Source organism: Acinetobacter sp. C32I (genome assembly GCF_023702715.1).
Taxonomy (GTDB): Bacteria; Pseudomonadota; Gammaproteobacteria; order Pseudomonadales; family Moraxellaceae; genus Acinetobacter.
Genome location: NZ_CP098480.1, coordinates 3,445,120 through 3,458,518, shown reverse-complemented (window position 1 = coordinate 3,458,518; position 13,399 = coordinate 3,445,120). Strand labels below are relative to the sequence as shown.

The window sequence follows — 13,399 nt, the reverse complement described above, 5'->3', positions numbered from 1 at the left end:
TGATCAAGATATTTTTTATCTTGGATAAGGCACTGGCGTTTGTTGGTTTACGGAGTAAAAAATGCAGAGTTCAAAATCTTCTTCTTTTAATTTTCAAAAAATTCCTAATCGTTACGCATCCATTGTTTTACCCTTCTTCTTGTCCATTATTATGACTTTTATTGTGTCTTGTATTAGTACGCTCAGAAGTATGGGGTTTGAGCAGTTCTCTTTTGCAACGTGGATGTCAGCATGGGGAATTTCTTGGCTGATCGCATTTCCTGTGCTGCTCTTGGTCTTGCCTATCGTGCGTAAAATGACAATGCTCTTGGTTCGACCAGTTTAAATTTAGACCATAAAAAACGTAGATCTTGGGTCTACGTTTTTTTGAATATCTTCGGCTTAGAAATTAATCGACAATTGCACCGATAAATACGCCACCAGACTCGATAAAAACAGCATCGGAATATATCGATAGGCTTTAAATACAAGCTGCTCATATTTAGAAATCAGCTCTTGGTTATCCCAGACACTGGTTTTTAAGGCACTTAAAAAACACAATACAAACCATGCACTCAACATACTCAATGCAAAAAAGCCGATCATGATTTGACTACTTCCTTCTGAAGCTTGCCACAAGCTTAAAGCACCTTCACTAAAGGGTAATAGGCTTAAGATGAGCAATACAGATTTAAGCATTGCCCAATGAAACTGATTCAGTTCATCCAACATAAAGAATGCTTTCATCTGATTTCTCCACATCTTATTTTTCAATGGCTTGAATTTATTATGCAAAGCTTTGATCTAAAGAAATAGTCTATTTTTCTGCATAATTTATTTTTCTTGTAACTATCAAATATGGGAATAATTCTTATTATAACTCTCACATATTTAATATTTTATTCATCCTATATTTTTCAAATAGTTATGTTGTTTTATTGAATTAAGAAACATTATCACTTCACTCCCTATTTATTTAATGCAAAAGTGAAGTGATATTTTATTCAAGCATTATGGCTGATAATAAATATCCGCATCATTACCTTCGCCACCTTCTTTACCATCCGCGCCAAACGAATATAAATCAAATGCACGACCTTCACGACCTGGGATCACATACTGTAAATCATTCTCCCAACTGTCTTTTGGATAGCCGCCTTTGACATAACCACCCGGTAACCAGTTCTTTGCAGAAGCAGGTTGATTCACCAACGCATCTAGACCACCATCTTGCATCGATGGGTAACGACCATTGTCCAACTTATATTGATCTAAAGCACCCGCAACACCTTTTAAGGTAATACTGGTGGTATCCACTTTGGCCTTTTCACCACGACCCATCACGTTCGGAACGATCAGTGCAGCCAGAACACCTAAAATTACAATAACAACCATCACTTCAATGAGTGTAAATCCTGAGCGAGGATTAACAAAGTGAAACTTTGTCCGAGCGCAAGACAAAGAGCTATGCTCTGAGTTACAAGATTCCGTAACAGGAGAAGCATTCAAGCTTTGTTCAACATTGTGCTTATTCATTGAATTATTCATATTCATCTCTTACATGTCACTCATTAAATCATATTGTTCATATTAATAATTGGCAACATTACCGCAATCACAATCACCAATACAATTGCTGCCATAAAAATCAGCATCAAGGGTTCAAGTAACGCCAGTAATGTGGAAATAAAGGTAGTGACCTCACGATCTTGCATGGTCGATGCCCGATCCAACATCCGATCCAGCTCACCAGACGCTTCACCACTTCGAATCATTTGTACCATCATTGGTGGAAAATAACCGCAACGCTCCAATTGCGTTGCCAAATTACCACCTTCTGTTACACGCTCCATCGCCACTTCAATGGCATCACGAATCACCCAGTTATTACTGACTTCAGCACCGATACGGAGGGCTTCAACCAAAGGCACCCCTGAACGGGTTAGAATCGATAAGGTACTGGCAAAACGTGCCGCATTTATACCACGCGAAAGTTTACCAAATAGTGGCAGTCTGAGCGTTAATCGGTCAAATGCATAATGTCCTGCCGTGGTTCTTAAAAAACGGGTAAACAAGATCATCGCGATAAAGGCCAGAATAAGCATGCCCAACCAAGTATGTCGAATAAAGGCACTGGCTTTCATCAAGGCAACCGTAATCCAAGGTAAGGCTTCTTTGCTTTGTTCAAAGGTCTTGACGATTTCAGGTACGACATAGGTCATCAAACCCATCACGATCCCGAAAGACATCAGCATCAGTACAATCGGATAGATCATTGCACCCTGCACTTTCTTCTGCATGGCAAAACGATTTTCGGTGTAGTCCGACAACTGATCTAAGATTAAATCAAGATGGCCTGAGCGCTCGCCTGCAGCAACGGTGGCAATATACAGTTCGGGAAAGCGTCCCGATTGCTGCATACTTTTCGCCAGTGAATGTCCTTCCAGAACCTTAGAGCGTACGGCAATTAATAGGTTTTGCACATGTGATTTTTCACTTTGTTTACTCACTGCACGCAAGGCTTCTTCCAATGGAATACCTGCAGCAACTAACACAGAAAGCTGGCGGGTCATTAATGCCAAATCATAGGCACTAAAGCTTTTTTTAAACCATGAACGTTGTTGCTGTTTGTCTTTTTGCTCAACCGCATCGACTGCAATGGGTGTCCATGCTTTATCGCGTAACTGTTGACGAATTTGGCGTGCAGAATCCCCTTCCAGCACACCTTTATGTTGCTTTCCTGAGGCATCAAGCGCAGTAAATTGATAAGCAGGCATGGTTCTGTTCTAATTGTCCCAAAATAGTTGTTGTTACCGTTGCATCCGTGTTTGAAGTGAAACCTGAGCGTTTCACAAGAAATTCATCGACATAACACTTCGCACTTTAGCATAATTCCATGACATGCAGTCATGTCATTTTACCCATGAATGAAGCCTATATGCCTAGCCAAAATTCTAACGCTATTCTCTACCGTATTCGAGTCGCGATACCCGTCTATGTGTATGACACCTTTGACTATACAGTCAGTGCTGAGCAATATGCACAGGCACAAATTGGTGCACGCGTTGCCATTTCTTTTGGGCGGCAAAACCTCGTGGGAATTATTACTGAAAAAGTAGATCCTCACGAAGTATTTACAGGACAATTCAAACTTAAGGCCATCACAGAATTACTCGATCAGGAAACGATTCTAGACCAACAAGTTTTAACTTTGTTGACATGGTCAGCACAATATTACCAATTCCCGATTGGTGAAGTGATGCAAAGTGCCCTGCCCAGCTTATTAAGACAAGGGCGTGCCTTAGATATTCTATTTCATTTATGGAAGATCACACCCCATGAAGACCCGGCCTCTTTATTAAAACGCTCTCAAAAACAATACGATGCTTATCAGGTTTTAAAGCTGCATCCACACGGCACCACTGAAAATGTGCTCAATCTAAGTGGTGTAGAAACCTCAACCCTGAAAGCATTGGAAAAGAAAGGCTTGGTTGAGTGCTGTCTGGAACCGCATGATTTCACCCCAACACCCGTGCAACTGGCGCAAGTACCATTAACCCCCAATGACGATCAGAAAAAAGCCATTCAACAGATCCTTAAAGCACAGCATCATTATCAAGCCTTTTTACTTGATGGCCTGACTGGAAGTGGCAAAACTGAAGTCTATTTGCAAGTCATGCATGAGGTGTTAAAACAAGGCAAACAAGTATTGGTGCTGGTGCCTGAAATTGGCCTGACGCCACAAACAGTCGCTCGTTTTAAGTCACGTTTTCATTGTGATGTGGCCTTATTGCATTCAGGCTTAAATGACTCGAAACGCCTACAAGCTTGGCAACATGCGCAAACGGGCAAAGCCTCGATTATTATTGGCACACGTTCCGCAATTTATACCCCACTTCCTCAGCTGGGTTTAATCATCTTGGATGAGGAACATGATCTCTCTTTTAAGCAGCAAGAAGGTTTTCGTTACCATACCCGTGATGTGGCCCTATATCGTGGACATTTGCAGAATTGCCCCGTCATTCTCGGCTCTGCCACACCGAGTATCGACAGTTATCACTTGGTCGAATCGGGCAAGTTACATTTGCTTGAGTTAAATCAACGGGCAGGCGTGGCGGTACTGCCGAAGATGCATGTCGTGGACTTAAAAATCGCAAAAAAGAAGCACGGACTCAGCCAAACGCTCATCGAACAGATCAAGCATACATTAGAGCGTAAAGAACAAGTGCTGATCTTTCTAAATCGACGCGGCTATGCACCGATCCTGATGTGTGAAAGCTGTGGTTGGCAAGCCAACTGCCCACATTGTGATGCGCATTTTACTTTGCATTCACGGCCCTACCATTATTTACATTGCCATCACTGCGGCACCATCAATCGCCTGCCTGATCATTGTCCTGCCTGTCAGAAGCAAAGCTTAAAAACCATTGGTGCAGGCACGGCAAAGCTTGAAGAACACTTACAAGAATTGTTTCCTCACAATGAGGTGATTCGAGTTGATCGGGACAGCACCAGTCGAGTGGGGAGCTGGCAAAAGATCTATGATCGCATTCAGCAAAATAAGCCCAGTATTTTATTGGGCACACAAATGCTGGCCAAAGGGCATCATTTCCCGCATGTGACGCTGGTTGCGATTTTAGATATTGATGCCGGACTGCTCAGTGTTGACCCACGTGCACCTGAGCGAACCGCACAACTGATTGTACAGGTCGCCGGCCGTGCTGGTCGGGGCGAGCATAAAGGCAGTGTCTATTTACAGAGTCTGCGCCCTGATCACCCGATGTTGACCACTTTAATTGAGCATGACTACCGCACGGTCGCCAAACAAATGCTGGCTGATCGCAAAATCGCGATGTTACCACCCTATCGCTATGCAGTATTGGTTCGGGTTGAATCTAAAGATCGCGACTATAGCCAACAATTCTTAGCAGATATTGCCCAACAGCTGAGAGCAATGGCAGGCGAGATCGTCGATATTTGGGGACCGATTCCCGCACCGATGGAACGTAAAGCAGGCCGTTATCGTGCACATATGGTGATTTTGTCTAGCGATCGAGCAAAACTGCATTTTTATTTGCGCCAATGGTGGCAACACGTCGTACACTTACCTCGCCAGCACCTACTGAGACTCTCGATTGATGTTGATCCGCAAGAGTTTAGTTAGAAGCTGAGCCTGAGCTTATTCAAATGATCGAACGTTTTCCAATATCATCTTTGCAGATCATATTTTTACAGACAACTCATTTGAGTTAGTCTAGACAAAATAGAAAAATTGAGGCATTCAATGTCTTTCGTACTCCCGATTATTTTTTTACTGGCTGCGGTTTTAATTTTTGTCCCACTGACAAAACGCTATGCCTCGACCACTGTTTTGGGTTATCTCATTGCAGGGCTTTTGCTTGGTTCCAGCGTTTCTGGTTTGATTGAAGACCCGCAACTGATCAAGCAACTACTGCATTTCGGTATGGTTGCGGTGATGTTCTTTATCGGGCTGGCTTTTCGTCCGCTACAACTGTGGGCAGAACGCAGAGGTATCTTAAAAAACAGTGGCTTACAATACCTCGTCACCACTATCCTGCTGGTTGGAGCATGTTTCATCCTGTTTCATCACATGCAGATCAGTCTGATTCTCGGATGTGCTTTAGCACTTTCTGCGGTCATTCTCCCACAACAACTACTCCAACAAAAACAACAGCTCAATCATAAATTAGGGCAAGCAACGCTGGCGACTTTACAGTTTCAGGCTTTTATTGCCGTCATTCTGATTGCACTCTTTCCTTTACTCGAAGACACGGCCTCAACCCGTCACGGGATTGCCTATTTTGCTGCGATCATTGCCACTATTTCCGGCTTGTTCCTCGCCAGTCGTTATTTAGTTCGGCCTGCATTCCGTTTTTTAGCCCGTAAACACAGTATCCATCTGATTCCTGTTCTTAGCTTATTGGTGCTGCTGAGCGTGATCTTGATTATGGATATTCTCAATATCCATATATTGATTGCTGCATTTTTAGCAGGATTGCTGCTCGCAGAAACCGAATTTAAAACTGAAGTTGAACGTATTCTTGAACCCTTTAAAGATGCAGCGACAGGCATATTTTTTCTGGCGATTGGCTTAGGCCTTTCATTGACCCCTTTAACTCAGACACCACTGCTGATCTTGGCTTCAGTCTTTGGCTTGTTCTTGATCAAGGCCGTTGTGATTGGTGCAATCAGCTATTACCAACAGCGCTATACCAAGCTCAGCACCCTGTTTGCAATCACCTTGGCGCAAAGCGGCGAACTCAGTTTTATTCTGCTCAAGCTGGCAGAAAGTGAAAATTTAATCAGTACAGCATTATTAGAATCGACCTTCCTGATTATCTTGGCCTCGATGCTGCTCACCCCCTTGCTCTATACACTATTTGATCGAAAAATTTTGCCCATGCTACAAAAGAGTAAAATCGCGGTGGTTGATGCCGATGTTCCACAACATCCAATTCTGATCATTGGATTTGGGCGTTTTGGACAAGTCATTGCACGAACCTTACATGCACAAGGCAAACAGTTTAGTGTGATCGATAGCAATCAACCTGATGCCGACTTTATTGAACAATACGGGCACCGTTTTATTGATGCCGACGTGACCCAAGTCGAAAACCTACGTGCTGCAGGCATCGAATACTGCAAATTATTGATTGTTGCAATTGATGATGTGGAAGACAGTATGAACTTGGCGCGGCATCTACGCTTGAACTACCCAGATTTAGTGCTTTTAGTCCGCGCTCGTGACCGTCACCATGCGCATTTACTGCATGGTTTAGGCATCGCACAGATTTGGCGTGAAACCTATGCCTCATCGTTAAAGATGGCGCAGCAAGCTTTGCTTGAAACAGGCCTTTCGAGTGAAGAAGCTGAAACGCAGATTGCGCGATTCGAACAGGAAGATCAACAACTGCTCATACAGCAGCATTGGGCTCATGATCAGCAAGAGATACTCGAAAGCTACCCCAATGCCATGGCTGAACTTGAGTATTTATTTGCAAATACAAAAACTTTGCCTGTAGATCGTGTGAGCAATGAGCAAAACACACAAAGTGATGCAAATTCACTCAATGAAACATCTTGAGTTTTGGCAAACTGACACCATTATTGACTGCATAACCATGCACCTTTTTATAAAGCCCAAAGTGCTTTTCAAAGCAATCTATTGCTTTGTTTCCCCTTAGGGGGTACTGGAGAAAAATATGTCTGATTTACGCCAACGCTTTTTTATCGAAGACTGTCCTGTTCGCGGTGAAGTGGTTCATTTGGAAGAAGCACTACAAACCATTTTGGCGCAACGTGAATATATGCCTGCGGTACAAAGCCTCTTGGGTGAAATGCTCAGTGCAACGGCCTTACTGGCCAGCACATTGAAGATTCGTGGCCGTATTAGCTTACAGATTCAAGCGACAGGCACATTTAAATGGGCCATGGCTGAATGTAACCATTTAGGTGAAGTTCGCGCTTTGGCCGATTATGAAGAAGATCCTCGCTTTGTCGAAGGTACAGACAGCCGTACTGTGCTTGCTGCACTCAGCAATCCAGTATTGTTCATCAATATTGAACCTGAACACGGTGAGCGCTATCAAGGGATCGTACCGCTTGATCAACCCACTTTGGCGGGTTGCTTGACCCAATACTACGATTTGTCTGCACAGATTCCGACACATATTGTGTTGGCAACCAATCAGCAGCGTTCAGGTGGTTTATTGATTCAACTCCTTCCTCGTAATGATGAAGAAGAGCAAAAACTGGTAGACGAAGATTTATGGCCGCGTTTGACCATGTTGACTGAAACCTTGAAACCAGAAGAACTGACAGATCTTTCGGCCAATGAAATTCTTTATCGTTTGTATAATGAAGAAGAAGTGCGTTTACCTGAAGTTGAGCAATTAAAGTTTGGCTGTACCTGCTCTAAAGAACGTTGTGCCAATGCCTTGATCCAAATCGGTGTGACTGCAGTTCATGAAACACTTGAAGCTCAAAACCCAATCCAGATGGATTGTCAGTTCTGTAATACACGTTATGAATTTACCGCAGAAGAAGCTTTAGGCTTGTTCGGTGAACATTTAAGTTAATTGACTAAATGTTAAAAAATAAAAAAAGGCGGGCTTCCGTCTTTTTTTATTTTGTATTAAGGTCTATGCGATAAAACAATGCTCAAATCTCCCAATAACATAGACCTAAAATTGACTTATGAATTACTTCGAATATTTGCTGTTTATCATCAGTGTGGTTGTACTGATTGCGACCCCTGGTCCTGTGATGATTTTGGTGGCCAGTGCTGGCCTTAAGGGTGGCTATAAAAAAGCACTAGAGACAATTTTTGGAACTAATTTCGCTTCTTTAATCCTGATTTTTATTTCCGTACTCATTCTCAAAGGTTTTCTGACTATTGATGAGAATTACCTAAAAGCCATTCGGGTATTGGGCTGCCTGTATATTGCCTATCTGGGTTATAGCATTATTAAAGAAGTGCTTCAGGCACCACATCCAACCGCTATTCAAACCGTATCTGCACAAAGCGGCGGTTTTAAAAAAGGCTTTCTGGTGGGGATTTCCAATCCGAAAGACATCATTTTCTTTTCAGCCTTTTTCCCGCAGTTTATTCATATCTCACCGAACATCAATTTCAGTTTAAGCCTACTGACTGTGACTTGGATTATTTTGGACTTCCTCACCCTGTCTTTGGTGTATCTGTTCTTCCGCAGTCTCTCTCAAAGCAGTATCTATCCGAAGATTCTGGGACTATGTGGCGTCCTGCTGGTCTTGATTGCACTTTATGGTCTGGTTGATACCTTTCTCTAAAATCGGCCTCAAGTCCACATTAAAAGCCATAGCGGTGTACATTTTTAGCCAAACAGAACAAGTCTTATACAATCGAATCCATTGAAATCTCTTGGATTCGTTTCATAATGAAACAAACACATCATTATATTTATTATAGATCATGGCAAAAAATTATTATGAAGAGCTTGGTGTTTCAAGAGGCGCCACAGCAGATGAAATCAAAAAAGCCTATCGAAAATTGGCGCGTAAATATCATCCTGACATTAGCAAAGAAGCCGATGCCGAAGCCAAAATGCAGGCGATTAACGTCGCCTATGACACTTTGAGTGACAGTACTAAAAAAGCAGAATATGACCAAATGCTGGATCATCCTCAGGGCTTTTCTAATGCGGGCCAAGGCCAGCATAGTGGTTTTGATGGCTCCCAATTTTACCGTCAAAGTTCAGGCGACGGGGCTGACTTTAGTGGATTTGAGGACTTATTTGGCCGCTTTGGTTCAGGTTTTGGCGGCGGGCAACAACGTTCACAACGCCAGCAACGCAGCTATCGTGGTGAAGACCAGCACGCCAGCATTCAAGTTGATTTAGATATTGCTTATCACGGTTCAACTCAACAAATTACCCTACAGATTCCGACTTATAACGTCTATGGTGAACCTGAGGTACAACGTAAAACCTTGGAAGTTAAAATTCCAAAAGGCATGAAAGAAGGTCAACAAATCCGCCTCAATGGTCAAGGTCAAAGTGGTGTTAACGGCGGTGAAAATGGTGATCTGTATATCGAGATTCAATATAAAGATACTGATCGAATTCGTGTTGAAGGTGCTGATGTCTATCAAACCATTGATGTCAGTCCTTGGGAAGCAGGTATAGGGCAAAGTATAGAACTCAGCACCCCTGCTGGACAGCTCAAAGTAAATTTACCCAAAAATGCAAAAAATGGGCAACAACTACGTTTAAAAGACAAAGGAATTCCAAACAAAACTGCAGGACATTTGTACCTAATCATTAATATTGTTTTACCGCCAGTGCACAATGAGCAAGATCAGCAAGCTTATCAACAATTTGCCAATGCATTTGCTTCATTCCGACCTCGTGCCTCATAAGGAGTAAGATCATGACAACCATTCAATACAAAGAAATTCAATATGACGGTCACAGCCAAGTTGAAATCATTGATGAACAATTGGCACTTGATCTCGAACACTTCGCCGAAGCATGCGGTCAAAGTACCGACTGGGTATTAAAACTGATTGATTATGATATTTTACAAATCTCTGTAGAACCACACAGCTATCAGTTTATTGGTGAAGATGTGAGTCGGGCTAGACGCGCCTATCGCTTGCAACGCGACTTTGACGCCAGTTTGTCTGCTGTCGCGGTGATGCTGGATTTAATCGATGAAGTACAGCAACTCCGTAAACAGCTCAAACATTTTCATTAACCAATAGTCTTAATTTAACGAACAACTAGATAAAACCTGATACTCGAGAGGGTCATCCACAACCTGCATGGTCTAGAAAAAATATTGTTTCTGCGAAACAATGAAATCAATCCAAGAAATAAACAGGTTTTGTGGATGACGATGCCTTTGCTTACTTTGGGCGAAACCAAAGTAAGGCGAGCCTGAACGAACCAAAGCGATTAAAGCTTTGGTGAAGTGCAAGACGAAGTAGTTAATCCTGAGAACGGATGAGAACTCAGTATGACTCCGCTAAAAATTACTTTTTAACAATGAGATATTTGAACGAAACCTGTTATTTCAGCTTGGTCATTTTCTCCACTTCTTTCAGCGTTTGCTTAATCGGTTCATAATCCAAAAACCAGAGCAGATTAAAATTACGCTGCCGATGCTGTTGGGCCAGCAAATCAATCACACTGCGTTCACCACGCCCAACCAAATGCTGTCGATAAAAATAATACAGTAAAAATACTGTGCTCATCAGCATCACACCCAGCATGATCCAGAAGCCAACAGGTGACTTCAGCCCAGGGATAAACTCAAAGTTCATGCCATAGACCCCAGTCAATAAAGTCAGTGGTGCAAAGATGGCAGTAATAATCGCCAAGATACGCATGTTTTCATTGGTTTGATTGGCAATTGCTGAGAAATGCAAATCGATGGCTGATTGAATGGCATTTCTTAAACGTAGCGTATGCTTTTGCACCCGCTCCACATGACTCATCAAATCGTTCAGGCGTACCAACAGAATATCTTGCGCTTTATGCTTATGTTCACCCACCACATGATGATAATTATCGACCAGTTCATCTCTAAATTCCTGCAAGGTTTCGATTTGCTCTTCACAGAGATTCTCGATTTGCTGAAAGGCCATATCCTCATGGAACAATTGATGCCACTGCTTAAAACGGCGATTGCCCTGTAAGAGCTGCTGTTGCCAATATTCGACACGGCGGGTTAAGGGCGTGCGTAAATTCAGATAACCATCAATCATGCTATTCAATAAGCGTAAGCATAAATCTGCGGGGGTGCTGGCTAATTTACGTGGTTTATTCTGCTCGGTACTCGGTCGTCCCATAATGGTCTGAATACGCTGAATATAGCTCTCTACCGCCTGATTGCCCTGCTCTCTCACACTCAGCAAAACCGTAGGTGTTAAGATAAAACTCATGGGTGTGGTCGCCAAACCAAAAACACTTTCATGTGATTCTGAAGCACTCTCATTTGCCAAAATCTGGTCGTCCGGGCTAATCAGTTTGCGAAACACCAACAGGTCATATTCCTCGACGGTATCAAATGCGCAAGGGTGTTCGATATTGAGTAAATCCCGCAAATGGAATTCATTCAGTACCAATCCTGTATGCTCATAAATATTCTTCTGCCAAGCCTCTGTATGATTCACCAGATCCGGCCTAAGACTATCCACCCATAAAAATTCAAGCGTATGTTCTGTTTGTTGTTCCGCACTGATAAAAATCGTATTTTCACTGTTATGACGATAAAAATAATAAAGTTGCATAGGACAATAGAGATTAGAATGGCGATAGAAATGCTGCCACGAAGACAGATAAAAAGCTACGGCTATTACAGGACTGAAACGACATCCAATAAAAAAGCCTCACATGTACAGCATGGAGGCTTTTCTGAATCCAAGGAAGATTACACTTCTTTCTTCTCAACCACACCATATTTAAGGGCTTGGTCAAGTTGCTCTTTATCCAAGGCATTGTCCCATTTTGCCACCACGATTGTGGCACAAGCATTACCGACCAAGTTGGTTAATGCACGGCATTCTGACATGAAACGGTCAATACCAAGGATCAATGCCATACCCGCCACTGGAATTGCAGGAACAACTGACAGGGTTGCAGCCAAGGTAATAAAGCCTGCACCAGTAATCCCTGCCGCACCTTTAGAGCTCAGCATCGCCACCAATAGAATGGTGATTTGTTGGGTGAGGGTTAATTCAATATTACAGGCTTGGGCAATGAACAATGCCGCCAAAGTCATATAAATATTGGTACCATCCAGGTTAAATGAATAGCCGGTTGGAATGACTAAACCCACCACCGACTTTTCACAGCCTGCTTTTTCCATCTTCGCCATCAATGACGGTAATGCCGCTTCCGATGAGCTTGTTCCGAGTACCAACCAAAGTTCGTCTTTAATATAACGAATCAAATCAATAATCGAGAAGCCGTTATAACGTGCCACTGCGCCCAAAATAATAATCACAAACAGCAAAGCAGTAATGTAGAAGGTCGCAATCAATAACATCAAGTTACCGATTGAACTGATCCCATAAGCACCAATGGTAAAGGCCATGGCACCGAATGCACCAATCGGCGCAAACTTCATCAACATACCGACTAAGGTAAATACTGGCGTGGTGAGCTGCTGTAGAAAATCAGTGACTGGACGACCTAAATCACCTGATTTTGCCAACGCCAAACCAAACAATACCGCGACAAACAGGACTTGAAGAATTTGACCGGATACAAATGGACTGACCAATGTATCTGGAATAATGTTCATCAAGAAGCCAGTAATGGTCGACTCATGTGCTTTGGCAGCATATTCATCAACTTTGGTACTGTGCAAGCTACTTGGATCAATATTCAAACCGTGACCTGGCTCAATCACATTCCCGACAATCAATCCTACGATCAAGGCCAAGGTTGAAAATGTCAGGAAGTAGATCATGGCCTTCGCGGTCACCCGACCTACACTGCCGAGGTTTTTCATGCCTGCAATCCCTGTCACAACAGTCAGGAAAATTACAGGAGCAATAATCATTTTAACTAATTTAATGAAGGCTTCGCCGAGTGGCTTCAAGCTTTCACCCAATTCTGGGAAGAAATGACCTAACAATATCCCCGCGACAATCGCGAAGATCACTTGCACATAGAGAATCTGATAAAACTTTGGTTTCTTGGGAGGCTGTTGGTCATCTTGACCTGTGGCGACATGATCGACAAGCATGTGCGATATTCCTTCATATTGAGATGAACAAATAGACTTCCGACTGTCTATCTAAAACCACATAAACGCAGGCAGGCACGGAAATTTGGGGAATTCTACGTTAATTGTGAGGCACACAATTAAAGTATTAGACTAATGTCTAATATCAAGAAATTTTATGTTTATA

12 protein-coding genes are annotated in these 13,399 nt (G+C 42.7%); 7 read left to right on the top strand and 5 right to left on the bottom strand.

The window, feature by feature from the left end; translation table 11 throughout:
- Window positions 1–61: 61 nt before the first annotated feature.
- Complete coding sequence (locus NDN13_RS16470) at window positions 62–325, top strand: DUF2798 domain-containing protein (RefSeq protein ID WP_005200416.1); 264 nt, start codon at window positions 62–64, stop codon at window positions 323–325.
- A 56-nt stretch (window positions 326–381) separates the two neighbouring features.
- Here the strand turns inward: NDN13_RS16470 and NDN13_RS16465 are convergent, their stop codons facing one another.
- From NDN13_RS16465 to gspF, 3 genes are all read right to left on the bottom strand, one after another.
- On the bottom strand, window positions 382–726 hold the full coding sequence (locus tag NDN13_RS16465) for a hypothetical protein (RefSeq protein WP_171550408.1): 345 nt from the start codon (window positions 724–726) through the stop codon (window positions 382–384).
- Window positions 727–990: 264 nt separating this feature from the next.
- Window positions 991–1,533, bottom strand: a complete 543-nt coding sequence (gspG, locus tag NDN13_RS16460) for a type II secretion system major pseudopilin GspG (protein WP_285292157.1) — start codon at window positions 1,531–1,533, stop codon at window positions 991–993.
- 17 nt (window positions 1,534–1,550) lie between these two features.
- Window positions 1,551–2,756 carry a type II secretion system inner membrane protein GspF gene (gene gspF, locus NDN13_RS16455; RefSeq protein WP_005200431.1) on the bottom strand — a complete coding sequence of 402 codons (1,206 nt, stop codon included), beginning with the start codon at window positions 2,754–2,756 and terminating at the stop codon, window positions 1,551–1,553.
- Between the two features lie 161 nt (window positions 2,757–2,917).
- Between gspF and NDN13_RS16450 the strand changes: the two genes are divergently transcribed.
- The 6 genes from NDN13_RS16450 (at window position 2,918) to NDN13_RS16425 (ending at window position 10,233) form a co-directional block, all read left to right on the top strand.
- Window positions 2,918–5,143 carry a primosomal protein N' gene (locus NDN13_RS16450; RefSeq protein WP_502799568.1) on the top strand — a complete coding sequence of 742 codons (2,226 nt, stop codon included), beginning with the start codon at window positions 2,918–2,920 and terminating at the stop codon, window positions 5,141–5,143.
- A gap of 120 nt (window positions 5,144–5,263) precedes the next feature.
- Entirely contained in the window at window positions 5,264–7,084 is a 1,821-nt protein-coding gene (locus NDN13_RS16445) for a cation:proton antiporter domain-containing protein (protein WP_251116226.1), read from the top strand.
- A 118-nt stretch (window positions 7,085–7,202) separates the two neighbouring features.
- Complete coding sequence (gene hslO / locus NDN13_RS16440) at window positions 7,203–8,078, top strand: Hsp33 family molecular chaperone HslO (RefSeq protein WP_251116225.1); 876 nt, start codon at window positions 7,203–7,205, stop codon at window positions 8,076–8,078.
- Between the two features lie 118 nt (window positions 8,079–8,196).
- Window positions 8,197–8,808 carry a LysE family translocator gene (locus NDN13_RS16435; RefSeq protein WP_004802380.1) on the top strand — a complete coding sequence of 204 codons (612 nt, stop codon included), beginning with the start codon at window positions 8,197–8,199 and terminating at the stop codon, window positions 8,806–8,808.
- Between the two features lie 142 nt (window positions 8,809–8,950).
- Window positions 8,951–9,895 (top strand): DnaJ C-terminal domain-containing protein, encoded by a 945-nt coding sequence (locus tag NDN13_RS16430; RefSeq protein WP_251116224.1) that lies wholly within the window; start codon window positions 8,951–8,953, stop codon window positions 9,893–9,895.
- 11 nt (window positions 9,896–9,906) lie between these two features.
- Entirely contained in the window at window positions 9,907–10,233 is a 327-nt protein-coding gene (locus tag NDN13_RS16425) for a chaperone modulator CbpM (RefSeq protein WP_251116223.1), read from the top strand.
- Window positions 10,234–10,546: 313 nt separating this feature from the next.
- Here NDN13_RS16425 and NDN13_RS16420 read toward each other — a convergent pair whose 3' ends face one another.
- Window positions 10,547–11,770, bottom strand: a complete 1,224-nt coding sequence (locus NDN13_RS16420; RefSeq protein ID WP_251116222.1) for a magnesium transporter CorA family protein — start codon at window positions 11,768–11,770, stop codon at window positions 10,547–10,549.
- Window positions 11,771–11,910: 140 nt separating this feature from the next.
- On the bottom strand, window positions 11,911–13,233 hold the full coding sequence (locus tag NDN13_RS16415; RefSeq protein ID WP_004802372.1) for a dicarboxylate/amino acid:cation symporter: 1,323 nt from the start codon (window positions 13,231–13,233) through the stop codon (window positions 11,911–11,913).
- Window positions 13,234–13,399 lie beyond the last annotated feature (166 nt).